Genomic DNA, 26,425 nt, shown 5'->3' with positions numbered 1-26,425 from the left:
GTCTTTACACTTTTGTAAGGCATATTCCTTATATCTATTTTGTCAATATCAAGAACAAACTTGATTCATCTATTTCTTTTATTTCATATCGAAAGCCCGATTGAATGCCGAGTTTTTTAAGTTCTTCTTCGGTAAAGGTTACTGCCTTAAAACCGTCTTTGCAGATAATGATACCGTCCTTTGTTTTTTCTTCATCGATTTCGCCTAAAAGCTTTTTATTCGCCTGTTCCCGAAACCATTCAAGCCGGTCTTTCCAGAATTTTCCGCTATAGGTGCTGAAAAAGGCTTTTCCGCCTTTCTTGAGACTTTGCATACATACGGTAATAAGGCGTTCTGCAGAACCTTTAATTGCGGAAAGTCCGTTTTGCAAACAGAGCACCATGTCAAATTCACTATTAAACGCAAGGTTGTAAGCGTCCGCCGCCTGCATTGTTGCGTTGGAATTGTCTTTTAAAAATTCTTTTGCAAAGGCAACCGAATCTTCGGAAATGTCGATACCGATAAGACGCTTTGCATACGGAGACAATTCTTTTAATATTCTCCCATACCCGCAGCCGACTTCCAGGACCGATTCGGCTCCGGTTAAATTCCGTTTGATAAAATTTATTTCTTCATTGAGGTATTGCCGCACACGGGGAAGAGCCGTATCGTATACTCGGAATAATTTTTGTGCATTTAAATTCTGTGCATAATAATTGGCTTTGTTTTTCATACCGGCCTCCTAATTTTTATTATTTGTTATTAATTCTATAATATTATTCTACCCCCCCCTCCCGTTTTGTCAAGATTTTATTTAAAAAAAAATTAAAATTTTGTTGATGAGCTCCGTCTCAATCGTATAGAATTTATAGAAAAACTAAAATAAAAATATCTAAAAGAGGGTAATAAGCTGTATCGTAGAGGGTGAGGAGTTGAGCATAAGCTCAACGTTTTGCGGTTTGTTCCTCGGAATTTAAGTTTTCTATTTTCCTGAGAGCTTGTTTTTCCATGAGGCGATTAGCTGGAGGGCTTTTATAGGGGCCGTTTCGTCGGGATCGGTTGAAAGGATTTCGTTTAAGATAAGCTCTTCTTCAGGGAAGAGGGATAGACCTTTTGCAGCCTGACTTGAAGGAGCTTTTTCTTTGGAGGTTATAGCTGTGCAGCCGGAATTACTTGTTTCTTGGCCGGTTCGTTCTTTTTGAAATTGGCTTCGCATGTATAAGAGGTTTTCGGCTCTTGTTAGAACGCTTTGAGGAATACCTGCGAGGCCTGCAACGTGGATGCCATAAGAGTTTCCTGCAGCTCCGGGGACAACCTTTTTTAAAAAGACTATCTTTCCTTCCGCTTCGAGTACGTCCAATTTTAGGTTTATGATTTTTTCGTGCTCCAAGCGGGTAAGCTCATGGTAATGGGTTGCAAAGAGGGTTTTTGCCTTTATGGTATTAAGAAGGTGTTCGCTTACGGCCTGTGCAATGGCAAGACCGTCCTCCATAGAAGTTCCTCGGCCGACCTCGTCCATAATAACAAGGCTGTTTCGGGTAGCCGAATTAAGGATATAGGCTGTTTCTATCATCTCGACCAAAAAGGTTGATTCCCCTCGGGCAAGATTGTCCGTAGCTCCCACCCTGCAAAAAATCTTATCTACGGGGCTTAAAACGGCTTTTTCGGCCGGAACAAAGGAGCCTATCTGGGCCAATAGGCAGATTAAGGCTGTCTGCCGCAAAAAGGTGCTTTTTCCCGCCATATTGGGTCCCGTAATGACGGCAAAAGACGGAATGCTTCCATCTTCAGGATTGGAATTTTCGCCGGATAAGAGCTTAATGGAATTGGGTACAAAGTCTCCGGCTCTAAGATGGTTTTCGACTACGGGGTGCCTGCCGCCGGTTATATTTAAGATGCCGGAATCGCTGCAAAGTTCGGGTCTTGTCCAAGCGTGTAAAACTGCGGCCTGTGCAAAGGATTGGTTTACATCGAGTTCGGCAACTTCTTCGGCAAGTTTTTGTAAGAAGCAGTGATGGGAGCCTATTTCTGCACAAACCTCATCAAAAACTTCTTTTTCGGCTTCAATCAGTCTTTCTTCCGAGTTATTTATATTATCTTCAATTTGTTTTAAGGTTTCGGTGGTAAAACGGTCTGCATTTGACAGGGAGCGTTGGCGGATAAAATAATCGGGAACAGCCGAGATATTTCCTAAAGACACTTCCAAAAAATAGCCCATCATTCTATTGTATTTTATTTTTAGGTTAGTGATGCCCGTTTTTTTCCGTTCATCGTCCAAATACTTTTCAAGAATCTCGTGGGCATTTTCTTTTATATTTTTTATCGTGTCTACTTTTTTTGAAAAGCCTTTTTTTATAAGTTTTCCGTCATTTAAGGCTATAGTGCAATCATCATCTATCGAATTTTCCAAAAGGTTTCGGATTTCGGCCAGCAATTTTTTTTCTTCATCGTTAAGCTGCAAAAAATTGAGTTTCTTTTCTTCTATTAGGCTGCCCATTTTTATTACGGAGTTAAGACTTTGTTTTAGGGCAAGAAGATCCTTGCCGTGAGTCTTTTGCATTGCAATGCGGCCTGAAAGCCGTTCAATATCGAGTATGGAAGAAAGAGTCTCCCGTATAATAGCTGATGCCTTTCCGTCTTTAAAAAGACTGTTTACCTTGTCAAGCCTCTTGTCTATTTCCTTCTTTGAGCGGAGCGGATAGCTTATCCTCCTCCTCAAAAGGCGGGTGCCCATGGCCGTTTTTGTATAATTCACGGATTCAAAAAGGCTGTATGAGGGGCTGTTATCCCTCAAGTTTGTCAAAAGCTCTAAATTTTTCCTCGTGGAATCGTCCAAGGAAACGAAGTCGCTTTCGGCATAGATTTTAATGCCGGAAATATGGGAAATATCCCTTCCCGAAATCTCTTCCAAGTATTGAAGTAAGAGGCCGGCGGGCGGAACTTCAGGCGAATCGGTATTGAGTAAAAAGCCCTTTAAGTTTTCTGTCCCGAAGCTTGAGCAAAGTCTTTTCTCGGCTTGATCGGGGTTAAAACTCCAATCTGGGTAAAAGTTTTGCATCATCGAAGGAAATTCCGAAAGGATTTGCTTTAAGGCAGGAAATTCGCTTTGAATCGACTGCTGAATTAAAATTTCCTTGGGGTTAATTCTTCCTATTTCTTTTAAAAACTGCTCTTTAAAGTCTGTTTTGGGGAAAGAAGTAGCAAAAAAATTGCCTGTGGTAATATCTATATAGGCAAGGCCTGCATAGTAGTCTAATCCGCTGTTTCCTTCCGTTTTTTTATTTGAGCAATAGACTGCGGCAAGGTAGTTATTGCTTCCCTGTTCTAAAAAGTCGTCTTCGGCAACGGTACCGGGAGTAATAACTTCAACTACCTTGCGTTCTGTCAAGCCTCCTGCTACGGGTTCCGTAATTTGCTCGCATATAGCAATTTTTTTTCCTGCACGCAGGAGGCGGGCTATGTAGATTTTTGCGGCATGATATGGAATACCGCACATAGGTATATCGTTTCTTTTTGTGAGGGTCAGGTTTAAGATTCGGCTTACTTCGACGGCCTCATCAAAAAACATCTCATAAAAATCGCCGAGCCTAAAAAAAAGTATTTCGTCTTTGTATTTTGCCTTAATGCTGAGGTATTGCCTCATCATGGGCGTTTGAGGCTTATTCACTTCGTTTTCTTAATTCTTGAATAACCTTGTCCGTAATATCTACAGTCGGACTATACCATATGATACCTGCGTTATGCTCATAGCTTAAAACCATTGTGTAGCCTTCGGATTCTGCAACACGGCGGACAGATTCGTACAGGTCGCTGTAAAAAACATCATCATTGATAAGATTTTTTCGAAGCATATTAAGCTCGTCATTGGAAGCCTTTACATATTCCATCAATAAGGTTATCTTGCTTTTTATTTTTTCTTCATATTTTTTTACTTCAGATTCCTTTCCATCGGCTTCGGCATTAACTTTTTTTTGTCTAAGCTGTACGATCTCGGATTCGAGAAGTTTCTTTTGATTTTCGAACTTTTCTTTTTTTTCCTGATAGTCCCTCGCCGCCTTTGCATCACGCCTAAAAGTGTCGAAGATAAGGCCTGTATCTATAACTGCAAAACGGGTAATCTGCTGTGCATAGATTCCAAGAGACATCAATAACATAACAAGAATAATTAAGGTACTTTTTTTATTCATACTAAACTCCTATAAATTGGGTATATTGAATGAAAGAACGAATTTCCAGTCGGCACCTTTTCCGTTGCCCCAGACCGGTTTTCCGTTTACTGATCTAAACGTATTTGCAAACATTAAGCGCAGTGGAAATTGAGGTATTGAAAAGCGCAATCCGGGGCCGAAACTGAAATAATAATCGTTTATACTTAACGATTTTAAATCCTGTAGGTTATGTTTGACAGCTACGGCATCAAAGAAAAAGTCAAAAGATAAAATTCCATGAGCTAATGGCCATCTAAATTCTATCCAGTTATTTTGCATAACCGTTCCCGCACCTTGTGTGCCCATACCAATCCAGCCGCGCCCCTTAAAGGCTCCGTCGATATAAAGCATCCTGTCAAAACTGATTGTTTTTTTATCAAGAGGAATTTGGAAGGAAAAGCCTGAGTAAAAACCTAGAACAAATTTCAGATTCCATATTTCGCTTACAGGATAGTCCAAAAGTGTAATATAAAACTCGCCCTTTGTATCCGACTGAAAGAAGTACTCATCTTCAATTTTTGGAAAAAGACCATAAAAACCTATTTCCTGACTTAAAAACCATCCCTTAGAAGGATCATATGTAAGATCCCTATCATCCACAGATAGTTTTACTTTTATGGAGTTGCTTAAGCGCCATTGCTTCTCTTGTTTTCTTATTTTTTCCTCAAGAGGTCTATATAAATTACTATTATAAAAATTTTTTACAATGTCAAAGTTTATACTGCCTCTCAAAGTTATAATAGCAAATTTAGGAAACCATCTGTAGCCCGTATTCATACCGATACCGAATTTAAGCTGATCATATTTCATTTTAAAGGCATCTGCCAATGAAGAATTTGCATTAAATTCCGATTCAGTCAAAAAAGGATCTGCTATATTATTATAATCCAAATCCTGATAAGCATATTTGGTCTTATGGGCTATGGAAAAGTCAACTCCTAGTGAAAGCGGTTTACCTAAAAGCCAGTTCTCGGTAAAACCTAGGATTAAGCTCTGTGTATCGCTTGCAGCATTGACACTAGCCGAAAGTTCTCTTCCTGTTCCAAGTAAGTTTTTTTCTTCCCATTGTGCAAATACCGACATAGGAAAGGTATCCGGATCCGGCGAACCTGAAAAAGTAACACCGAATTGAATTCCTGCCGTCGATTGTTCTTCAACATTGATGACAACATCTACAAGATCAGGTTCCGAACCCTGTAAAACATCGGGTAAAACGGTTGAAAAATATCTTAGGTTGGCTAAGTTTCTAAAACTATTTATCAGTTTTGATTTAGAGAATACGTCTCCTTCTTTTAGCAGGATTTCTCTTAGAATAACATGGTCCTTAGTTTTTGTATTCCCTTTTATTATTATGTTTTCTATATGGCTTCTTTCGCGTTCCACGATTATAATTGTATAGGAAACTTCTTTAGTTGATGTATTACGGTTTTCTTTTTTATCTATATAGTTTCCGGTATAACCGTTTTCAAAATACAGGTTGGCTACATCTCCAAACCCTGTTTCAAATTTCTTTAAATTAAAAACATCACCCTTTTTAAGCTTGAATTTTTCGCTTAATTCCTTTGTTGAAAAAATATAGTTCCCTTCAAAATCCACTCCTGCATAGGTAAACTGTTCTCCTTCCATTATTACATAGGTAAGAGTAATTTGATCTTTTTGCGGATCTGATTCTGCATCTATGTCCTTTTTTATAGTTTCAACATGGGCATCTATATATCCGTGCTCTCCATACAATAGCTTAATTGCAGTTTTATCGGCTTGTAGAGCTTCCTCTTTAAAAATTCCTTTTTGTAGTAACCTTGCTTCCTTAGATGCAAGCACCTTTTTTAAGGCTTTTTCGGGGAATTTTGAATTTCCCTCAAAAAGTATCTTAGTTATAACAGAAGTTTTGCCTTCTTTTATAAAGAATTCGACATTTATATTGTTTTTTTCTTTATCTTCAGAAGTTTTACTTGATATTTCCGCTTTTGTAAATCCTTTTTCGATATAAAAGTCTTTTAAAGCTCTTTCAGCATTTTTTATATTAACTTCATTAAAAATGTCGCCTTTTTTTACTTTGATAGCTGAGAGCAAGTCTGCCTTTCTGATATTGCTGTTACCTGTAAATGCAATATTATTTACGGCCGGCTTTTCTTTGACTATAAATTCCAAAAATACGTATTGATATTTGTCGTCTGCCGGTATTGCCTTAGGAACGATATCGGTAAAATAATCCAATGCATAGATTTTTTGTAATATTTCCCAATATAGCTCATCGGAGAAAGGCTTTTTTTTGTATGATTTGAAGATTTCATCTAATTCTGAACTGGCGATATTTTGTAAACCTTTAAACTGAATCTCTAAAACAGGTTTTCCATTATACCATCCTTCAGGCTCTTGAGTAAAACAATTTAAAGCAAATAAGATCAGCATAAAACCTACAATTTTTTTCTTCAACATTTTTATCCCCTTAATCAATAAGAAAATTTCCATGATAGTGTCAATCCTGTATCTGATACAAACAGAGAATCGAGGTTGCTCGGAGCTATGTGCCATCTAAGCTGGAAAAACGGAGTATTCATTTCAAAACCTATTTCCGGTTGAAACAGTAAATTCTCGTAAACCGATTTCCTAACAGCATCTGTTTTTGCAGAAAGCGGATCGTAATAGCTAAGATGCAGCATTGCATCTGCGTATATGGCAGAACCGAAATACTTACCAATGTAAACACTTGTATTATCAAAATAGTTACCGATTGTCAATGGCTTATCCTTTGAAGACCTGAATAAATTTTCCAAAATAACATTTTGTATAAGTAAACTTCTTAAGGAAAATACATCTATATGCAGAAAGTTTCTAACTTCTTGCTCCACTCTCCTCATTATACCCATATTTGCTAAAATATCCGAGGTATTGCGGAGTGTTTCTTTTAAAATATTGCCGTTTTTTAAATCTCCTAAAGCGACCTGACCCATCAAGTTCATTGTATCGGAATCCGACATAGCCATTGGAGGTGAGGTTGTGATTACCGGTCTGAAACGTTCAAGATCAAGATGCTGGTCCTTTGCCGTCAAATTTATCGTGAGAGGCTGGCCGTCGGCCATTTTATCTTTTATTTCCGCTCTTACCGATATTATAGGTTCAATTTGCTGAAAAGGCAAATTAAGAACTTTTAGCTCTCCTTCCTTTATATAGAAGTTTCTTTTTATGTAAAATATTTCACCTGTACGAATTTTTGCAGATCCCGACATTTCAAATTTTCCCGTACTTGTGTCAAGGTTTAGGTTAAAAGGCTCATTTTCGGTATAAGCTAGGGCTCTTAAAAAAGGCAACTCCGTTGATGGGTATCTAAATTCTGATTTTTTTCCCAAATTTAAATTTAAATTCATGTAAAAAGCGGGTACCTTGTTGATAATTAATGCTTGCTCACTTTGTTTTTGCAGATCTGCAAACGGGACCGAAAAATAGCCCTTATCGAAATAAGCATCACCTTCAAGAGTAACCAGTTCAGGATTTATTTCAAGTTTTATTTTACCTTCAGCTCTTCCGTCCGCATGAAAGGCTATATTTTTCGTTTTTATCAAGGCCTGTGTATTTTCAAGGACTCCGCAATTTACGGTAGTGTAATAGGGAATCCATCCTATAAATTCCGATGAAGCCTCACCCCATAGGTTTCCGATTTTTCCGTGAAGAATAGTATATGGTACGGATATAAGGGTTCCGTCAAACTGTATGGGAATTTCTACGGGACCATAGGTATCGGGAGAATATCCGGGTGAGGTACAAAACATCTTTTCTCCTTTAAGAGTCCCGTAAAACAGAGGGTCTTTTTGAGTGCCGCTTATTTGGAGATCGCCTTGAACATTACCGCCTGAGAATTTTATAATATTGTTATTGGGTATAATGTTTATAACCTTTGCAAGATCTATGCCTATATTTGATACGGAAAGATTTATATTATCCCGGGATAAAATTCCGTCAATATTTAGGTGAAACGGAAAGGATTCATCTATGTGGAGGGACACGAGCCCGTCATCCGTTTTAAAACCGTATATTTCATCATTGTTACCGGCATACAGAGCTATAATGCTTGGTTCTTTTACCAATGAAGCCTTGATGCTTCCATCTCCCTTTTGACCGGCGAGGATCCAATCGGATATTTTCATGTCAATATTAAAATGAGAAGTCAAACCGATAGCATTTTCGATTATGTTTCGGGTTTCAGTATTTTTTTTATCTGCTGTAGATGTAAAATTAAAAGAAAAATAAGCTTTTGTATCTAACTTTTCTTGATTGTCTTGCTTTTTTGTGTCTATTTCATATAAAAATGTAAGAGAACCTTTTTGTTCTAAAGGATTTATAAAAGCTTCAATGCTATCAATATTGTGAATCCCCCACTTAAAGGATGATTCGTAAAGATTCATCTTATCGTTATCGATAAAGGCAGATGCCTTTCCCTCAAGATTTTTACCGTTTAGATTAAACGATATATTTTTTAAGTCGGCTTTTACCGAAAGAGAGTCTTTATTCCCCAGAAATATAAATTCGGCTGCTATTTTATTTTCAGGTTTTTGTTTTTTTAAAAAACGGTTAAGAGATATATCATCTATCTTACATGTTCCGTCAAAGTAAATTTTATCCGAAATGGTAAATAATGAGTTTAATATGAAGTTTTCGGTTTTATTTTTATCCGAAAGATAAAGATTGGATGCGTATTGATTAATATTTTCGTCTGAAGAAGGGATTAAATTAAAAGCTGCAGTTCCTTCAAGCTGCTTATTTTTTATTCCGGCTTTTACATTATGAAAAAAAACTTCTGTAGGTTTTGCATAGCCTTCCGCATAAAATTCAAGGCTTTCATCGGTTTTTGTAATATCGGTTTCAAGATATTCCAATTTCGCATAATTGCAGGTAAGTTCCCAATTTGTATTATTGTCATATTCAAAAGAAGTATCAGCAGAAAAAAGAGAACCTATAAACGGAACGGGAAGTTCTTTTACCTGCATAGTTCCTTTTAACTTTTTTTCGGTATTCTTTAAAATATTTATGTTTAGATCATAATCTCCGTAAATACTTATCATTTCATCAGTCAAAAGACCTGAAACCTTATAGCTTATATCGTTTAAGGTTAGAAGCGAATCAAAAATCATGCTGTCCTTTTCAAAGGCCGAATTTATGTTTCCCCGTAGATTCATATTATTAAAGAGAACATCGATATCGCTTATATTAAGAGAAGATTCGTTCCCTTGCAGAGAAAACAAGCTATAAAATCCGTTTTTAGATTTTGATGCAAGAACAGCCTGTATTATATTATACGAAAAGTGTTCAAAGTCGCTTGATATATAAAATTCGCTTGTCATTTGAACGGGAGCGATTGAAGTCTCCAATAATTTTTGCATGGGAACGGTTAAATCGGTAACGGAAACCGCTCCATTGTAAATATTTTCAATACTTATGCTGTCTATGGTTCCATGAAGCTCTAAATAACCCTGATTTTTGTTGGACGATCCGTTTTTTGCCGGATGAGTCCATGTTCCGTCAATGTTGAAACCTCCGCTGGGATCTTTTCCGGAAAGATACATATCCGTTTTTCCTATTTTTTTCTCAAATAGGCCCTGTATGTTTTCTAACGAGGCCTTGCCGATATCGGCACGGGGAATTTTTAAAAATATTTTATTTTTATTTGACGAGACGTTTAGGTTCATAGCCATATTTTCGCCCGATGGTAATTTAAATTTTGAAATATTTAAATAAAAATTAGGTAAAATTTCTTTTATTTTATAGGAGCCTTGGGCAGATAAATTTATATCGGAATTAGTTAATTTTAGGTTTTTAAGGTTTATAAGGTCATCGGTTCCATCAGCCTTAAAGCTGAGTATGGATTTATCGATTTTGTTGCCGGCTATTTGGAATTTCGGCAGCTTAATCGAAAAAGCAGTATTCCACAAAAGTTTTTCAGGTTTAGAAAAACTTAAATTAAACTGCCCTGTAAAGGCTGTATCTTTTAGTTCTTTAAGAATGACTGTTCCTTCAGAAGGGGAAACGGCTAATAAAGGTTTTAAGTCATTACATTCAAGATTTATGCTGCCTGTATTTTCCGCCGTATTCCAAGAGACTTTTACATCAATGGGCTGAATATCTTGCATGGTCGTAATGGATGCTATCTTGTCTAAGTATGATGCAAATAGAGAAAATTTATCGATATAAATATTTCCCATTTTTATATCCGAAAAATTTAGTATCGATGAGGCCGACATATTACCGGGATAAAATGAACCGTTTATATTCATGAGTGTACTTAAGTCCGGAAAATTTGTTTGTATAAAATTACTATATCTAAGACTTGAATTTATATAAAAGTCAATTTTACCTGAATCCAATGTAAGTTTCCCGCTTGAGGTATAAAAACCTATATTTGAGCTTTTATTGCTGTAGTTTAAAGCAATATTTTTTAATTCGAGTTTTATGGGTTTTGTATTTTTAATTTTTTGTGAACCCGCTTCGATAATTGTTAATATATCTACCGAAGATTCGGCATTTTTCTCTTTTTTTTGATCCTTTACCGGTTTATCTACGGCATTGTCTTCCGTGTTTAATTTTTTTAAAATATTTTTATTTTTTTCAATGTTAAAATCTATAATTCCGTCATAAACGCCTAAGGAGGCAATTACGGAAGTAAAATTTTTTTTGATCAAGGAGAGGAGCCTATAATCAATGGAGAGCTGGGAAAAATGAGCTATTTTTTCGTTTGTTGCGGCATTGTAAATAGTAACATCCCGTATTTTTATTCTGTCAAAAAAAGAAGGAGATATGGATTCATAGGTGATTTTTATTTCAAATTCGTCTTCCACAGTTTTTATAAGCTTATCCCTTACATATACCAGCTGTTTTTCCAGTGCTTTGGCTGCCGGATAAAAAACTATTAAAGAGCTTACAACTATTGCGAGAAAAACGATAATTTCTATGATGCGTATTTTTTTTATATTTTTCACCAGCCTACTATTATATCAAAAAAAAAAATGTTATGATAGGCCTCATGATATTACCCAACTTTGTTGTATTTGAAGGTATAGACGGCTCAGGGACTACCAGCCAGATGAGGCTCTTAAAGGAAAGGTTTGAGTCCGAAGATAAGAGCTCCCTTGTTTCGTTTACACAGGAACCCACATCCGGCCCTATCGGAACTTTAATCCGTTCGGCTCTTCAAGGTTCTCTTAAGCTTGCCCCTGAAACGATGACCCGTTTATTTGCAGCTGACCGCTGCGAGCATATTTACGGCTTACAAGGCATTATTAAACAGGTTAATGATGGAAGGGCTGTTTTTTCGGATAGGTATGTTTTTTCTAGCCTTGCCTATCAAGCTGCAGCAGGGGCTGCCGGCCTTGCAAAACTGCAAAACGAGGGTTTCCCCCTTCCGGAATTTCTATTCTTTTTTGATCTGCCTGTAGATATTTCTATGAATCGGGTAATGGAGCGCAGCAATACACTCGAAATATATGAAGAAAAAACTTTTCAATATAAGGTTCAGGACGAGTATAAGAAAATTATAGATGAGTACAGATTAAAAGAACCTAAAATGAACATAGTAGTAATTAACGCCGTTGAGCAAATTGAAGAAATTCACGAGAAATTATGGAGTATTCTAAAAGATTTGCCGAAAATATAATCGATGAAAAGGCGATTTTTCTTTTTTGTAATTTTATGTTTTTTTATTTTCTCTAGTCAAATCTTTCCTTATTTTGTGGAATATAAGGAGCAATACTATAAGCTCTACCATATTCATTATGAGCAAGCTCCTGATGATATCGTCGAAAATATTTATTGGCTTGAAAGGGCTATAAACGCCGATTTTTGTAATCCCCTTCATGCTCTAGGAAAGATTACTACCAAAAAAGAATGGGAAAAATACCGGTACATGTTTATGATGCACCTCAACCTTAAAATGGTCGAACAGCATTTAAGATTGGGAAATAAATACGATAAGCAGGCTGCTTATTTTTACAACTATCCTTGGAAAGAACAAAACATAGAAAGCCTGTCTAAGGCTGAAGAATTCTATGAAACAGCTCTTGTTTATTGGCATGAAGCAAAGTTATGGGCGGAAAAAGCCAATATGAGAGAATTCCAATTCTTATTTTTAGACAGTCTTCCTTTTTGGGAAAATGAAAGAGCCCGCATTGCTTCCGGAGACTTAAACTATGAAAGGACTATAAAAAGGGAGCTCCTCCGTCTTCAAAATGTTAGGGAAGAGTTTATGAAAATGGATGATACTACTTATTAATTTTTAGTATTTACCTATTTACATATATTTGTTTGTTTGCTAATATGGTATATATGGATAGGTGTTTTAAATTAAGCCCTTCGCTTTTAAGTGCCGATTTTTCAAAATTAGGTGAAGAATTGGCCTTTATAGAAAAAAACGGCGGCGATTGGGTTCATATAGATGTTATGGATGGGCAGTTTGTGCCTAATTTAACCTTCGGCCCTCCGGTAATAAAGGCTATACGCCCTTGTTCCAAGCTGGTTTTTGATGTGCATCTAATGGTCAATAATCCTGAAAACTTGGTCGCGGCCTTTGCGGATGCAGGTGCGGATTATTTTACCTTCCATGCTGAAGCATCTATTCATTCAGACAGACTTATTGCCGATATCCGTTCTCACGGGATGAAGGCCGGAGTAAGCATCGTGCCTAGCACACCTGTAGGAATGCTTGAAGAAATAGCGCCTTTGACCGATCTTATCTTGGTTATGAGTGTTAATCCCGGATTCGGGGGACAAAAGCTTATACCTTATTGTTTAGAAAAAGTTAAGCGGCTAAGGTCATTGCGTGACGAAAAAAAATATAATTATTTGATTTCTGTCGATGGCGGGATCGATTCAAAAAATGTAGGGTTGGTTATTGATGCCGGTGCCGACGTAATTGTGTCCGGTTCAGCTTTCTTTTCGGGAGATTTAAGAATATGAAAAAAAATTTTATTTTATTTTTTTTACTTTTTACTGTAAATGCCTTTACACAAAATTACACCGATTATATGTCATCCGGTCTGGATGCCTATGCACGGTCTGACTGGTCGTCTGCACTCTTTTCTTTTCAAAAGGCAATGGAAGTTTCAAAAAAATCTTTGGATGAACCTCTATATTGGCTTATAATGGCAAATGCTTCAGCCCGTAATTATCAGGTTGCTCTAAACGATATTGAGACTTTTTTTAAACGATTTCCAAACAGTCCTAAAGCCGCAGAGATTATGTATCAACAGGGCCGAATATGCTGCTTGTCTGCAAAGCATGATCAATCCATAAATATTTTATACGGCTTTTTAAGAAAATATTCTAACCACAGACAAACCGCCTCAGCTTATTACTGGATAGGAGAAAATCTATACATGGTAGGACGCTTAAAAGATGCAAGAACTATTTTTTCGCGTGTTATAATAGATTATCCCTCTTCAGCCAAGGTTGAACCTTCTCGGTATAAAATAGCCCTTATAGATCAGGCCTCTACACAGGATGAGCTTTTAAAACTTTTAAAAATAAGCCATGAGGAACTTTTAAAACTTTCTGAAGAATCGGAAAAAAATAAAAAAATTTATGAGCAAACGGTTGCTGCATATCAAAAGCAATCTTCCGATACCGGCGGAGATATGAGAATTGCCGAGCTTTCAGAACAGCTAAAAATGGAAAGGAAGCGTAATGAAGAACTGCATGACCAACTTGTAATGCTTGAGTTAAAAAATCAAGAGCTGCTGGCAACCTTAGCAAAAATGGATGCTAAATACACCTCGGAAATGGTTGCTGATGAGGAAACTCCTGAAGCTGATTATTCCGATCCGGATGCCAGGCGTGCAGCAATTGAAGCTCTAATAAAAAAAGCTAAAATTTTGCAGAATATGTATAACCAACTTTTGGAGGGAAATGACCAATGAAAGGAAAAAGATATTTTACGATTTTATTATTAGGTTTGACAACGTTTTTTTTACATGCTAAATCACTGCCTGATTACGAACTTTTAAAAGATAATCTTAAGTTGGTGGTTTTTAGAAAGACGGGAAATTTTTGTCTTTATAATCTTTCTGTTAGAGGAAAGGGTAAATACACTCCTCTTTATGATGATAGATCCTTAGGCCGTACCAATAAATTCTATGTCTATAAGGATAATAAGGTCTATGAATTAAAAAAGAGAGTAGGAAAGCCCGTTACCATTGAAGCTGACGGAGATTCAATAAAAATTATATATGATTTTGATGATTCTTTTTATGTTACTCAAAAATTGTCCTTTACGGAACAGACTTACGGTACCGGCAGCCCGCTTTTAAAGATTGAGACTATCGTTGAAAATACAAGCGGCGGTACGGCAGAATTTGCATTAAAAGCTCTGTTTGACACCAAGCTAGGAGAAGACCGAAAAATTCCCCTTTATACCGATTTAAGAACGGGAATTTTTAGAGAAACGGTTTTAGAACCTAAATTTGAAAAAGATTCTGCCATTATCTCTGCAAATTCCGATTCAGCTTGTTTATTTTTAATCAATCATTCCGAAGCAAAAATGCCGGCTCAAATTTATGTTGCCAACTGGGAAAGACTTCAAAGTATTAAGTGGCTGCCTAAAGCCGTTCAGGGAAGATTATTTAGTACTCAATATTCACATAATGATTCGGCCCTGCTTTTTGTTTGGCCTAACGAGGTATTAGAGAACACTGACAGCTTAAAAGTAACAATGTTTATAGGCTGTTATGACTTTTTAAGAAAGAAAAATACCTCTGTAAAAGAGGAAGTTCCCGAAAAGACTAATACACCTGCTCCTCAGGATAAAGTTGAACCTCCTAAAAATGAAAAAGATTACCAATATATACAAGCCTTATTGAATAAAATTCTTGAAGTTGAATCAAATCCCGATATGGCCTCTGATGAATATATTGAGGATTTAATACAACAGACAGATACTGCAATACAAAATATACAGGAATAAAAAATGGCTATTTCCGTTGTAGATCAAGGCAAGAAATTATTATCTAAAAAGAAATACAATGATGTTATCTCTTTATTGGAGCCTCATGTTGTTGAATACAGAGACTCTTTTGCCTTTCATTTTTATTTAGGTTTGGCGTCTTTTCATGTAGGGGACATACAAGGTGCTATGGATTATTTTTTAAGAGCCAGACAAATAAAGCCGACGGACTCCGACCTGTTATCAACTTATGCTGCTATGGCCTTGAGACGCTCTCTTACAACAGAGGCCGTAGAATACTACTTACAAGCCCTTGAACACAACCCTAATTGTAAACTTGCAAAAAAAGGTTTGGACATTATTCGCAAAAATAATTCACCTGAAAAATTAGGCAATTTTGTTCAGTCAGGTAAAATAAAGACTCTTTTTCCACGTCCGGGGCATGAAGAAAAAAAAGGAAGAATTGTTGCCGTTGCTCTTGTTTTAGGTATTTCGATTATTTCTTTTGTTTTTATTGTGCCGTACATAACTAAAACAAGGCAGTTTTCAGACAGCGGAAGAGCTAATTTAGAAGAATTTAAATTGGACAGTAATGAAAGAAAGTATGCTGTAGATATGGAAGGCTCATATATTTATGTATTGACTCAGAGCCAGATATTAAAAGCTTATTCGGATGCTCAAACGTATTTTAATACTCATAGGGATAATGCTGCTCAAGTTGAGATAAATAGACTTCTTTCATCAAATGCCTCTTTTTCGATAAAACAAAAATCCAGACTTTTGATGGATTATTTTGAAGAACCAGGCTTTGATAATATACAGGATATTTATTCTTATGCTCAGGTAAAACAGGAGCCCCTCCTTTATCTTGATTGCTGGGTAGTATGGAAGGGGATGCCTGCGAATATACAAACCGGTACATATAGTACAGCCTTTAACCTTTTGGTCGGCTACGATACAAAGCAAATCCTTGAGGGCGTTGTTCCGGTTTTTTGTGATTTCGTGTCAAAGATAGATCCGGATAGACCGGTAAATGTATTGGGGCAAATAATTATAAAAGATGGAACCGTTTGCTTAAAAGGAAAGGGGATTCACCAAACCCAAAAGCCGGCTGAAAACGACTAGAATTTTATATGGCGGTTTTCTATTTTTTCCTCACTGCCGGCAAGATTGCAGGCCCTGTCCAGACAGTTGTATAACTCCCTTATGTTTCCCGGCCAGTTGTGAGAATTAAGTTTTGCTTGTGCGCCGTCGCTTATCGTTTTTTCTGCCTTGCTAAGATAAGCTTGCGCTATGTGCTTTATGTCTTCTTTTCTGTTACGTAGAGGCGGTATTTCATGGTGCAGAACATGAAGTCTATAGTAGAGGTCTTGGCGGAATTTTTTTTCGTTAATCATTTTTTGTAGATCTTCGTTTGCTGCTGCTATTAAACGGAATTCAACCTGCTTTGATTTTGTCGAGCCGACGGGGCTTATAAGACCTGATTCTAAAACATGCAGAAGTTTTGCCTGGATATCCGGTGAAAGGGTTTCCATTTCATCTAAAAAGATTGTGCCGCCGGAGGCTTCAAAAAAGGCTCCTTCTTTTTTAACTGCACCGGTGAAACTCCCTTCTTCAGTGCCGAATAAAAAAGATTCTGCCAATGATTCCGGTATGCAGCTGACGTTTATCGGCAGAAATTTTTTGTTTTTGACCTGAGATAATCTATGTATTAAATTCGCCGTTACCCCTTTTCCTACTCCTGTTTCTCCGGATAGGAATACCGGCAGGTTTGAGTTTGCTGCTCTGTAGATAAATTCTCTAAGCTCGCAGATCTCCTTACTGATGCCGATAATTTCTTTTTTTATTATTTGTATATTTTCATCTTCTTTTGTGTAGGCCGGTGTTTTTTCTTTGCACAGTTCTTCCAGAAAAAAATTTTCTATTTTATCGTATATTCCTTTAAAATCTTTTGGGATTTCAAAAACTTCAGATACATGGGAACTTAACAGATTGTATTGTAAATCATTTTGTTTACAATGGATTATAATAAATATATGAATATTGGGAAATTCGTTTTTGATTAATTCAAGGATATCAGGTAGAAAAAGACCGCCTGATTCTGCATCGATAATTACAAAATCAAAATGTTTTTCTTTTAAAATATCTACTATTTTGCTGCTGTCAAAGGTTAAAGATACATTCCACAAAGTCCCGACTTCTTTAATAAAATGCTTTGCATCTTCTTTCGAATATACCGAGTAAACACAATCTTTCATACCCTATTTTAGCAAATTTATTTTTTTCTTACAAGTCTATTAAAAAAAAGCCCCTCTTTTTAAGAGGGGCTTTTTTAAGTCTATACTGCACTTTCAGTTTGACTATGGTTATTTTCTGCTTCCGCGTAATTTTCTATACTTTCAAAGGTTTCGGAATCTTCAAAATTTTCATCCTCCGGTTTCCTTGAATGACTAACCGTTAAATTCTTACCTCGGTAATAGCTGTTGTTGAGTTTTTCGATAATAGTTTCAGCTTCATCCTGCATAACTTGAACAAAGCAGTAATTATCCAAAATTCTTATGTCGCCGATGTGTTCACGTGAAATACCGGCTCCCTGAATCAACAAGGTTATGATATCTTTCGGAAAGATTCCTCTTTTTCGGCCTACACCGATAAAAAGACTTGTTGACTCTTCTTCTGCCAATATGACTTTAGGTCTTGAAGGTCTTGCAGAGTTTTGTTTAAAAGTACCTTTTCCTAAGCCGTTTCGGTTGTCTTTTTTATAAATACGGCTGCCCCCCATTCCCGTTTGTTTAATAAAATAGGCGGCAACATAAGACCGCATGGTCAACGGAACTGCTTTTTTAAAGATGCGGCGATATAAGTTTAATTCTTCAGGATTTTCCTGTGTTTTGATCGCTTCGACAACATCCTTTAAGGAAGAAATTAATTGTTCTTCATCTTCAATTCTAATTTTGTTTGACACGATATATCTCCTAAAGGGCTATATTGCCATATAATCGCTTTTTAGGCAAGCCCTTTTAATGAGTTTTTTATAAAATCGGCAGATTATATACAGATGGTTATTTTTCCAATTTGTAGTTGTATTTGCTTACACCGTCTGCATCAAATATTTTCTTAAATCCGTGTTTTACTAAGATTTCGGCTGCCGTTCTGCTTCTTTTGCCGCTGCGGCATATAACAATTACATTTTTTTCTTTCCAATCGGAAATTTCAGAAATTCGGCTTTCTATTTCTTGTACGCTTATATTTATTGCGTAAGGCACATGGCCTGCCTTGTATTCATAGTCTTCGCGGACATCGATTACAAGATATTTTTCCCGTTCAGTTTCATCGTTTAAAATCGCTTCCAGCCGGGAACCGTCCATTCGGGTAATATTTTCTGTAGATTTTGTGTTACACGAAGCCGAAAAAATTACCATAAGTAAAAAGATTAAAAATATACATGTTTTTTTCATCATCAAACTCCTTGATTTGTATAAATCTACATAAATTTTTATAATATGTCAAGATTTATTATTTTTTTTCATCATAAAAGTACGTATATAAAAATTTCCCTGCTTTTCTAAAATTCAAAAAAGGTATATACTCAAGAAGTATAAAAACCGTAAACTACGGTAAAAATTAAAGAGGTGCGTTATGGATTTATCTTATAAGCAGAAATCTGCGTGGGAGAATTTGACTAAGGCTGAACTTTCCGAGTTAGGAAAACTTTCAGATAGTTATTTGGATTTTTTGAACAATGGAAAAACCGAAAGAGAATGTACTGTAGAGATTATAAAGCAGGCTAAAAAGCACGGCTTTAAGTCTCTTGAAGAAGTCATAAAAAGCGGTTCGGCAAAAAAAGGAACAAAGGTTTATCTAAATAATAAGGAAAAATCCGTTGTTTTAATGGTTTTAGGTGATGATATTACTCAGGGTATGAATATTATCGGAGCTCACATAGACAGCCCCCGTCTCGACTTAAAGCAAATGCCTCTTTTTGAAGAGTCAAATATGGCTTTTTTAAAGACTCACTATTACGGCGGTGTAAAAAAGTACCAGTGGACTACAATTCCTCTGGCTATTCACGGGGTTATCTTCACAAAAGAAGGAAAAAAAGTTGACATTTGCATAGGTGAAGATGAAAAAGATCCTGTTCTTTTTATAAATGACCTTTTGATACACCTTTCAAGAAAACAGCTTCAGGAAACAATGTCTGAGGGTATAACCGGCGAGCAGCTTAATATCCTTGTAGGAAATCAAAAGCCTGCTTCAAAAGAAAAAAAAGACGATAAAAAAGAAGAGTCAAAAAACCCGGTAAAGGAAAATATCTTAAAAATCCTTAACGAAAAATACGGCATAGTGGAAGAAGATTTTAGGGTCGCAGAGCTGGAAGTTGTTCCAGCAGGAAAGGCCCGAAATGTAGGCTTTGACAGCTCTCTTATTGCCGGACACGGCCACGATGACAGGGTTTGTGCTTATACAACCTTAAAAGCTATTTTGGAAGTCGAATCTCCAAAAAGGACTGCAGCGGCTCTTTTTGCCGATAAGGAAGAAATCGGTTCCGTAGGAAATACGGGTATGCAGGCTCTCTATTTTGAAAATATGGTTGCAGAAATAGCTGCCTTAAACAAAAACTATAGGGATATTGATGTTAGAAGGGCCTTTGCCAATTCATATATGCTTTCGGCCGATGTTTCTGCAGGTTTCGACCCTGCCTTCCCTTCCGTTTTTGAAAAGATGAATTCGGCCTTTATAGGCAACGGTATCTGTATCAATAAATATACGGGTTCGGGCGGCAAGGGCGGCTCAAATGATGCCAATGCAGAATTCTTACAAAAGGTGAGAAAAATCTTTGATGATAACAAGGTTGTCTGGCAAACGGCTGAACTCGGAAAAATAGATGCCGGCGGAGGCGGAACAATTGCCTATATTATTGCAAAATATGGTGCTGAAGTTGTAGACTGCGGTGTTCCCGTTCTTTCAATGCATGCTCCATTTGAAATTTTGAGCAAGGCAGACCTTTATATGGCCTATAAAGCCTATAGAGCTTTTTATAAATAATAATGCACATTTAACAATAGTATGTAACCTATGGTTGTCGGTTTTGTTGGATATGTGTAGCCTGATTCCGTAATCCTCCTTCGTACGGAATTAGGCTTGCCCGCGTAAGCGGGCTCTTTTTTTATAAGTAATCTTTTACGATTTATAAACCCAATATTCGCTTAAAGGGCACCTTGCCCTTTAAGCCTAAAAACCATATAATTTTTGTATGAAACTTTTTGTTGTACGTCACGGTGAAACCGACTGGAATTCTAAGATGATGGCTTGCGGTGTTTCCGAAGCCTCGCTTACTGAAAAAGGAAAAGGCCAAGCAAAAGAGCTCGCCGAACGCCTTGCTGCCGAACAGGATAAAAATAAGATCAGCCTTATCTATGTGTCTCCGCTTAAAAGAGCCATAGCAACGGCAGCTTATATCGAAAAAACTTTGGGTATAAAAGCAAAAATAGATGAACGCTTAAAAGAAATAAATTTCGGAACTTTTGAAGGTGAGGATTGGAGGAAGCCTGAATTTTTAAAAATAACCGACAATCCTTTTTTTAGATTCCCGCAAGGAGAATCCTTGGTGCAAATTGCACACCGTGCCTATGGTATGATTGAAGAGGTCAAAGCAAAACACAAAAATGAAAATGTACTTTTTGTTTGTCACGGAATGATAAGCACTATGATTTGTACATATTTTAAATCTTATTCAAAAGAAGAACTGGAAAAGATAGAAATCAAAAACTGCCAGCTTCTTGAATTTGAACTATAAGAATAAATTCCTTTTTATGGAATTCTTGTAAATTTTAAGCTCTTTAAAATTTAATACTATTGTGATACAATTTTACTCAATATAATATTTACTAAAAAGGAGATGATGAGTATGATTACAAACAAAGAAATAGGGCAAGCGATGACAATCAAACTTGATGCAACGCTTCCTCCCGATCCCGTTTTTGAAAAAGGAATAAGAAGAGCACCGAGCAGGGGCTTTAACTTGACAAAGGCTCAAACGGAAACAGCCTTAAAAAATGCCCTCCGCTACGTGCCTGAAGAACTTCACGAAAAGCTCGCTCCTGAGTTTTTGGACGAACTTTTTACCTACGGCCGTATTTACGCCTACCGCTATCGTCCGGCAGGAAACATTTACGGAAAACCAATAGATGAGTACAAGGGTAAGTGCCTTGCAGCAAAGGCTATGCAGGTTATGATAGACAACAACCTTGACTTCGATGTCGCCCTCTACCCATACGAGCTTGTAACCTACGGTGAAACGGGCTCGGTCTGCCATGACTGGCTTCAGTACCGCCTCATCAAAAAATATTTGGAAGAATTAACCGAAGATCAAACCCTAGTTATGGAATCGGGACACCCCTTAGGCCTCTTCCCTTCAAAGCCTGAAGCTCCGAGGGTTATAATTACAAACGGCCTTATGATAGGTATGTTTGACAATTACAAGGACTGGGAAGTCGCGGAAGAAATGGGCGTTGCCAACTACGGCCAGATGACGGCCGGCGGCTGGATGTATATCGGCCCTCAGGGTATCGTTCACGGAACATTTAATACAATCCTCACAGCAGGCCGCAAGGAACTGGGAGTTGCAAGCGACGGCGACTTAAAGGGAAAGCTCTTTATTTCTTCCGGCTTGGGCGGAATGTCCGGAGCCCAACCCAAGGCCTGCGAAATAGCAAATGCCGTCGGTGTTTTTGCCGAAGTCGATAAATCGAGAATCAATACCCGTCTTGAACAAGGCTGGGTTCACGAAATGTCCGATAACTTGGATGAAATCTTTAAAAAGGTAGACGAGTACCTAAAAAAGAAGGAGCCTATCTCAATCGCTTATCACGGCAACATTGTAGACCTTCTTCAATATTGTGTAGACAAAAACGTTCACATCGATCTCCTTTCGGATCAAACATCCTGCCATGCACCCTATGAGGGCGGTTATTGTCCCGAAAAGATGACCTTTGAAGAAAGAACGAAGCTCCTCTATGAAAACCGCGACGAATTCTGCAAGAGAGTCGACTCTACATTAAAGCACCACTTTGAACTTATCAAAATTCTTTCATCGAGAGGGACATACTTTTTCGACTACGGAAACTCCTTCCTCAAAGCCGTATTTGATGCGGGCGCAAAGGATGTTTCTAAAAACGGAATCGATGAAAAAGACGGCTTTATCTTCCCCTCTTATGTAGAAGACCTTATGGGTCCCGAACTCTTTGACTACGGCTACGGCCCATTCCGCTGGGTATGCTTATCAGGAAAACCTGAAGACTTAGACAAGACGGATGCTGCCGCAATGAGCTGCATTAACCCCGACCGCCGCGGACAGGACAGGGACAATTACTACTGGGTGCGCGATGCCAAAAAGAATAGATTAGTTGTAGGAACTCAGGCCCGAATCCTTTATCAGGATGCTGAAGGAAGGCGCGACATTGCCTTAAAGTTTAACGAAATGGTTCGCAAGAGCGAAATCGGCCCCGTTATGATGGGACGAGACCACCACGACGTAAGCGGCACCGATTCACCTTTCCGCGAAACTTCCAATATCAAGGACGGAAGCAATGTAATGGCAGACATGGCCGTACAGTGCTATGCCGGAAACGCAGCCAGAGGAATGAGCCTTGTAGCCCTCCACAACGGCGGCGGTGTAGGTATAGGAAAATCCATTAACGGAGGATTCGGCCTCGTGCTTGACGGAAGCGAGCGTGTCGACGAAATCATCAAATCGGCCATTATGTGGGACGTAATGGGAGGCGTAGCCCGCCGAAACTGGGCCCGCAACGAAAACTCCATTACCACCAGTATCGAATACAACAAAAACTATTCAAAAGGCCACATCACTATTCCCTATGTTGCTAAAGACGAGTTCGTAAAAAAACTGGTTGAGCAAAAATATAAAAAATAAAACGGCTGATACCAAAAGACTCCGGGCAGTTAAAACTGACCGGGGCCTTTTAATAGAAAGCTTAAATCTTAAAACGCCCTCCACTTGACTTTATAAGCTTTTTTTGGTTTACTATATACCTCATGAAAAAAAATATAACTACTATTTTATTTGTTTTGATAAGTTCTTTTTGTTTTTCTCAAAATATTACTACTGCAGGGGACTTTTTTTCTTCAGTATCGGATAGATACGCTCAAATACAGGACTACATTGTCGACATAAATATAACCGTCGGATCGTCGACACAGCAGGCTGCGGCCATGTTTAAAAGACCGGATAAACTTCGCTTGGACTTTAAATCTCCCGCAGAACAATGTATTGTTTTTAACGGGAACACTCTTTCAATTTACCTGCCTCAATACAGAACCATTTTGACTCAGGATGTTGAACAGAGCAATGCCGGAGGTTCTTCGCTGGCAACCCCTCAAGGCCTTTCCCTTATGAAAAGAGGCTATACAATTCAATATGATGCGACATCGGCTCCGCAGCCCTTGGAAGAAGGCTCCTCTGAAAATGTTATAATATTATTGATGAATAGAAAATCCGCAACCGAAACTTTTAAAACACTGCGGGTTATGATTTATCCTGACGGTAAACTGATACGCCGAATTGAGGCAGTTCCTGTTTCAGGCGGCAAAATTACATTCGACTTTTATAATTACAGGATAAATGTAGGAGTAGGCAGCAAAAACTTTGTTTTTGATGCTCCTTCTACGGCAAAGTCCTTTAATGATTTTCTTTTTGTCGATTAATTTGGTATGGGAGATAAATAATGAACGAAATCGGAAAATTACTCACCGAAACAAGAATAGAAAAAGATCTTGAGCTTGATCAGGTTGCAAGAGAAACAAATATAGCCAAAAGGTATTTGGAAGCTTTGGAAAGCGGTGATTACAGTGTTTTCCCTGCAGAGCCGTATATTGTGGGTTTTTTGAGAAATTATTGCGAATATTTAGACCTTGACCCCGAAGAAATAACAAACCTTTATAAGCAGGTTAAAATACAAGAAACTTCTCTACCGCCGGATGCTCTATTGGAAAAAAGAGGGTTTGCTTTGTCTAAACCCCTTATCATAGGCTTTGGTGTTTTGGCAGCTATTGCAGTAATAATTACTGTAATATTTTTTGCATTTAAAAGCTGGATACCGGCCATACAGCAAAAACACAGTGAGACAAATGTAAAAACTGAAATCAGAGAAACAAGGGAAGCAAAAATACATGAAATAAACCAGAAAAAATATGAGCAAAGAATATTTGAGGGTGATGTCTTAAAATTAACTATAGAAAATAAAGAATACAATATTCAAGTAGAAAAAGTAAGCCCTAAATTAAATTTAAAGACAGAAACAGGAAATCAAATAATAAGCCTAGGGCAAACAATTAAAATAGATCTTAATAACGATTTGACACCGGATGTTGAAATTACTTTAGAAGATATAGATAAAAACAACTCGGATTCCGGAGCTCTGGTATCCGTTTTAACCGGAGACAGCATTGCAAATAGAAATACTTCTGCAGTATCAGACTTAGTTGTTTCCGGCGAAGACTCTCAAGCCGCAGCAACTTACAAGGTGCTGTTTGAAAGCGGTTCAGCCTACCCTGTAACTTTAAATGCCACATTTAGGGGCTACTGTTTATTCAGACATGAAGCAGATAAGACTAATCGGGAAGAAAGATACTATCAAAAGGCCGAACAGCTTACCGTTCAAGCCAATAACGGTTTAAGAATTTGGGCATCCAACGGAAATGCCGTAAAACTCCAAGTAGTTGCAGGAGGCAAAACCGTTGATTTGGAAGTCAGCCGGCCGGGAGAAGTTATCGTAAAAGATCTTAAATGGATACGTGATGATGAAACCAAGCGTTTTAAATTCATAGTTGTAGATGTCGATTAAAATAGATGCCTCAAAAGAAATTTTTTATTGATTTGCACGGTTGTGCAAAAAATCAGGTTGATGCCGAACTTATAATCGGGATAATGGAAAATTTATCATGGAAAAACACTTCCGATCCCGATGAAGCGGATTTGATAATAGTCAATTCATGCGGCTTTATTAATTCTGCAAAAGAAGAATCGATAAATGCCGTTTTACAGGCTAAGGCGGCCCACCCTAGGGCTAAGGTTCTATTAGCCGGATGTTTAGCCGAACGTTATGCCGATATCCTCAAAAACGATTTACTTGAAGCAGACGGTATTTTTGGAAACGGAAACCTTTCCCTACTGCCTCAACTAATAGACTCGATTTTTCCTAAAAAGACTTCGGAGAAAAAATTCATTGAGAAGACCCTTGTTCCTCCGCAAATAGGCATCTGCGGGGGAGAAAGACCTAAAATACTTAACTTTCCGCGTTCTACCTATATCAAAATAACCGAAGGTTGTGATAACTTTTGCAGTTTTTGTGCTATCCCCATTATCAGGGGACGCTTAAGAAGCCGGCCTATTAAAGACATCTGCGATGAGATAAAAACCTTTTTAAAAAAAGGCTTTTATGAATTTAACCTGATAGGACAGGATCTAGCCGCCTATCAAACCGAAAAAGATGGTTTAAATGAAGATAAACTGCACAAAGAAGACTATTCCGGTTTAGCCCTGCTTTTAAAGAGTATTTCAACAATAAGCGGCAACTTTAAAATCAGATTACTTTACATTCATCCAGACCACTTTCCACTTGATATTCTGCCTATAATGACCGCCGATAAAAGATTCTTGCCTTATTTCGATATTCCATTTCAATCGGGGGCACAAAAAATAATAAGGGCTATGAATCGAAATGGCTCTGCCGAGGTTTACCTTAATACCGTAAAGAATATACGGGAGGCTTTTGAAAAGGCAAAAAGTCCTTACGGAGAGCCGCAAATACGGACAACCTTTTTGGTAGGCTTTCCGGGCGAAACGGATGAAGACTTCAATGAAACTATCACGTTTTTAAAGAAATTAAAACCTCTTTGGTCGGGCGGCTTTACATATTCAAGAGAAGAGGATACTCCTTCATATTCTTTTAGGAACAGGGTTCCGAAAAAAACGGCAGAAGCCCGCCTCGCAGAAATACAAAATACTCAAACCTCAATAACCGAAAAAAAACTGGATTCTTTTATGGGAAAAGAAATAGAAGTCTTAGTAGAAGAGCTTATTCAAACAGAGGATAAATCATTTTTAGCCCTCGGACGGGCTTGGTTTCAAGCGCCGGAAGTTGACGGAGCCGTTGTTTTAAACTTTAATTTAAACAAAAAAGACATTGATGGGAATCCGATTGCACCAGGATCCGTTGTAAAGGCAAGAATCGCAGCCCGAAACGGTTTTGATCTTGAAGCTATAGCCGTTTAAAGCTTGCGTATAAAAACCTCC

At 37.7% G+C, this 26,425-nt stretch carries 20 protein-coding genes; 12 read left to right on the top strand and 8 right to left on the bottom strand.

The window, feature by feature from the left end:
• Positions 1–34: 34 nt before the first annotated feature.
• From E4N80_RS00745 to E4N80_RS00725, 5 genes are all read right to left on the bottom strand, one after another.
• Positions 35–712, bottom strand: coding sequence for a class I SAM-dependent methyltransferase (locus tag E4N80_RS00745; RefSeq protein WP_253699694.1), 678 nt, complete (start codon positions 710–712; stop codon positions 35–37).
• Between the two features lie 249 nt (positions 713–961).
• Positions 962–3,625, bottom strand: coding sequence for a DNA mismatch repair protein MutS (mutS, locus tag E4N80_RS00740; RefSeq protein WP_253701073.1), 2,664 nt, complete (start codon positions 3,623–3,625; stop codon positions 962–964).
• Positions 3,626–3,638: 13 nt separating this feature from the next.
• Positions 3,639–4,166, bottom strand: coding sequence for an OmpH/Skp family outer membrane protein (locus E4N80_RS00735; protein WP_253699693.1), 528 nt, complete (start codon positions 4,164–4,166; stop codon positions 3,639–3,641).
• Positions 4,167–4,175: 9 nt separating this feature from the next.
• The gene (gene bamA / locus E4N80_RS00730; RefSeq protein ID WP_253699692.1) at positions 4,176–6,626 is read right to left on the bottom strand and encodes an outer membrane protein assembly factor BamA; all 2,451 of its coding nucleotides are present in this window, start codon (positions 6,624–6,626) and stop codon (positions 4,176–4,178) included.
• Positions 6,627–6,640: 14 nt separating this feature from the next.
• Positions 6,641–11,158: a translocation/assembly module TamB domain-containing protein gene (locus tag E4N80_RS00725; RefSeq protein WP_253699691.1), complete on the bottom strand. Its 4,518-nt coding sequence runs from the start codon at positions 11,156–11,158 to the stop codon at positions 6,641–6,643.
• Between the two features lie 32 nt (positions 11,159–11,190).
• On the opposite strand from E4N80_RS00725, the gene tmk reads away from it, so the two are divergent.
• From tmk to E4N80_RS00695, 6 genes are read left to right on the top strand one after another with little or no spacing between them, the layout of a single operon-like run.
• Complete coding sequence (tmk, locus tag E4N80_RS00720; protein ID WP_366797068.1) at positions 11,191–11,832, top strand: dTMP kinase; 642 nt, start codon at positions 11,191–11,193, stop codon at positions 11,830–11,832.
• Positions 11,833–11,835: 3 nt separating this feature from the next.
• Entirely contained in the window at positions 11,836–12,447 is a 612-nt protein-coding gene (locus tag E4N80_RS00715) for a DUF8513 domain-containing protein (RefSeq protein WP_253699689.1), read from the top strand.
• A gap of 53 nt (positions 12,448–12,500) precedes the next feature.
• On the top strand, positions 12,501–13,130 hold the full coding sequence (rpe, locus tag E4N80_RS00710) for a ribulose-phosphate 3-epimerase (RefSeq protein WP_253699688.1): 630 nt from the start codon (positions 12,501–12,503) through the stop codon (positions 13,128–13,130).
• Positions 13,127–14,089 carry a tol-pal system YbgF family protein gene (locus E4N80_RS00705; RefSeq protein WP_253699687.1) on the top strand — a complete coding sequence of 321 codons (963 nt, stop codon included), beginning with the start codon at positions 13,127–13,129 and terminating at the stop codon, positions 14,087–14,089. The genes rpe and E4N80_RS00705 overlap by 4 nt, the downstream gene beginning before the upstream one ends.
• Positions 14,086–15,132 (top strand): hypothetical protein, encoded by a 1,047-nt coding sequence (locus E4N80_RS00700; protein ID WP_253699686.1) that lies wholly within the window; start codon positions 14,086–14,088, stop codon positions 15,130–15,132. Before E4N80_RS00705 ends, E4N80_RS00700 begins: the two co-directional genes overlap by 4 nt.
• 3 nt (positions 15,133–15,135) lie before the next feature.
• Positions 15,136–16,236: a tetratricopeptide repeat protein gene (locus E4N80_RS00695; protein WP_253699685.1), complete on the top strand. Its 1,101-nt coding sequence runs from the start codon at positions 15,136–15,138 to the stop codon at positions 16,234–16,236.
• Here E4N80_RS00695 and E4N80_RS00690 read toward each other — a convergent pair.
• From E4N80_RS00690 to E4N80_RS00680, 3 genes are all read right to left on the bottom strand, one after another.
• Positions 16,233–17,369, bottom strand: a complete 1,137-nt coding sequence (locus E4N80_RS00690; RefSeq protein ID WP_253699684.1) for a sigma 54-interacting transcriptional regulator — start codon at positions 17,367–17,369, stop codon at positions 16,233–16,235. The genes E4N80_RS00695 and E4N80_RS00690 overlap by 4 nt on opposite strands.
• 80 nt (positions 17,370–17,449) lie before the next feature.
• Positions 17,450–18,076, bottom strand: coding sequence for a DbpA RNA binding domain-containing protein (locus E4N80_RS00685; protein WP_253699683.1), 627 nt, complete (start codon positions 18,074–18,076; stop codon positions 17,450–17,452).
• Positions 18,077–18,173: 97 nt separating this feature from the next.
• Positions 18,174–18,569: a rhodanese-like domain-containing protein gene (locus E4N80_RS00680; protein ID WP_253699682.1), complete on the bottom strand. Its 396-nt coding sequence runs from the start codon at positions 18,567–18,569 to the stop codon at positions 18,174–18,176.
• A 181-nt stretch (positions 18,570–18,750) separates the two neighbouring features.
• Here E4N80_RS00680 and E4N80_RS00675 point away from each other — a divergent pair, with 181 nt between their 5' ends.
• The 6 genes from E4N80_RS00675 to E4N80_RS00650 all read left to right on the top strand — a co-directional run bounded on the left by E4N80_RS00675 (position 18,751) and on the right by E4N80_RS00650 (position 26,404).
• Complete coding sequence (locus E4N80_RS00675) at positions 18,751–20,157, top strand: aminopeptidase (RefSeq protein ID WP_253699681.1); 1,407 nt, start codon at positions 18,751–18,753, stop codon at positions 20,155–20,157.
• Positions 20,158–20,365: 208 nt separating this feature from the next.
• Positions 20,366–20,908 carry a histidine phosphatase family protein gene (locus E4N80_RS00670; RefSeq protein WP_253699680.1) on the top strand — a complete coding sequence of 181 codons (543 nt, stop codon included), beginning with the start codon at positions 20,366–20,368 and terminating at the stop codon, positions 20,906–20,908.
• Positions 20,909–21,019: 111 nt separating this feature from the next.
• Complete coding sequence (hutU, locus tag E4N80_RS00665; protein WP_253699679.1) at positions 21,020–23,044, top strand: urocanate hydratase; 2,025 nt, start codon at positions 21,020–21,022, stop codon at positions 23,042–23,044.
• 122 nt (positions 23,045–23,166) lie between these two features.
• Complete coding sequence (locus tag E4N80_RS00660; protein WP_253699678.1) at positions 23,167–23,835, top strand: LolA family protein; 669 nt, start codon at positions 23,167–23,169, stop codon at positions 23,833–23,835.
• Positions 23,836–23,855: 20 nt separating this feature from the next.
• Positions 23,856–24,974, top strand: coding sequence for a helix-turn-helix domain-containing protein (locus tag E4N80_RS00655; protein WP_253699677.1), 1,119 nt, complete (start codon positions 23,856–23,858; stop codon positions 24,972–24,974).
• Positions 24,975–25,000: 26 nt separating this feature from the next.
• Positions 25,001–26,404 carry a MiaB/RimO family radical SAM methylthiotransferase gene (locus E4N80_RS00650; protein ID WP_253701072.1) on the top strand — a complete coding sequence of 468 codons (1,404 nt, stop codon included), beginning with the start codon at positions 25,001–25,003 and terminating at the stop codon, positions 26,402–26,404.
• The last annotated feature ends 21 nt before the right edge of the window (positions 26,405–26,425 follow it).

The sequence above is a fragment of the Treponema denticola genome, from assembly GCF_024181605.1.
Classification (GTDB): Bacteria; Spirochaetota; Spirochaetia; order Treponematales; family Treponemataceae; genus Treponema_B; species Treponema_B denticola_B.
The sequence above is the reverse complement of the archived record's forward strand: the minus strand, read 5'-3'. Positions and strand labels throughout refer to the sequence as shown.

Excerpts from the sequence above, each read along its gene's own strand:
- E4N80_RS00735 (WP_253699693.1), bottom strand. The coding sequence starts at position 4,166 with ATGAATAAAAAAAGTACCTTAATTATTCTTGTTATGTTATTGATGTCT.
- E4N80_RS00680 (WP_253699682.1), bottom strand. The coding sequence starts at position 18,569 with ATGAAAAAAACATGTATATTTTTAATCTTTTTACTTATGGTAATTTTT.
- bamA (WP_253699692.1), bottom strand. The coding sequence starts at position 6,626 with ATGTTGAAGAAAAAAATTGTAGGTTTTATGCTGATCTTATTTGCTTTA.
- E4N80_RS00700 (WP_253699686.1), top strand. The coding sequence starts at position 14,086 with ATGAAAGGAAAAAGATATTTTACGATTTTATTATTAGGTTTGACAACG.
- E4N80_RS00715 (WP_253699689.1), top strand. The coding sequence starts at position 11,836 with ATGAAAAGGCGATTTTTCTTTTTTGTAATTTTATGTTTTTTTATTTTC.
- mutS (WP_253701073.1), bottom strand. The coding sequence starts at position 3,625 with ATGATGAGGCAATACCTCAGCATTAAGGCAAAATACAAAGACGAAATA.
- tmk (WP_366797068.1), top strand. The coding sequence starts at position 11,191 with ATGATAGGCCTCATGATATTACCCAACTTTGTTGTATTTGAAGGTATA.
- rpe (WP_253699688.1), top strand. The coding sequence starts at position 12,501 with ATGGATAGGTGTTTTAAATTAAGCCCTTCGCTTTTAAGTGCCGATTTT.
- hutU (WP_253699679.1), top strand. The coding sequence starts at position 21,020 with ATGATTACAAACAAAGAAATAGGGCAAGCGATGACAATCAAACTTGAT.
- E4N80_RS00745 (WP_253699694.1), bottom strand. The coding sequence starts at position 712 with ATGAAAAACAAAGCCAATTATTATGCACAGAATTTAAATGCACAAAAA.
- E4N80_RS00655 (WP_253699677.1), top strand. The coding sequence starts at position 23,856 with ATGAACGAAATCGGAAAATTACTCACCGAAACAAGAATAGAAAAAGAT.
- E4N80_RS00690 (WP_253699684.1), bottom strand. The coding sequence starts at position 17,369 with ATGAAAGATTGTGTTTACTCGGTATATTCGAAAGAAGATGCAAAGCAT.
- E4N80_RS00675 (WP_253699681.1), top strand. The coding sequence starts at position 18,751 with ATGGATTTATCTTATAAGCAGAAATCTGCGTGGGAGAATTTGACTAAG.
- E4N80_RS00695 (WP_253699685.1), top strand. The coding sequence starts at position 15,136 with ATGGCTATTTCCGTTGTAGATCAAGGCAAGAAATTATTATCTAAAAAG.
- E4N80_RS00705 (WP_253699687.1), top strand. The coding sequence starts at position 13,127 with ATGAAAAAAAATTTTATTTTATTTTTTTTACTTTTTACTGTAAATGCC.
- E4N80_RS00670 (WP_253699680.1), top strand. The coding sequence starts at position 20,366 with ATGAAACTTTTTGTTGTACGTCACGGTGAAACCGACTGGAATTCTAAG.
- E4N80_RS00660 (WP_253699678.1), top strand. The coding sequence starts at position 23,167 with ATGAAAAAAAATATAACTACTATTTTATTTGTTTTGATAAGTTCTTTT.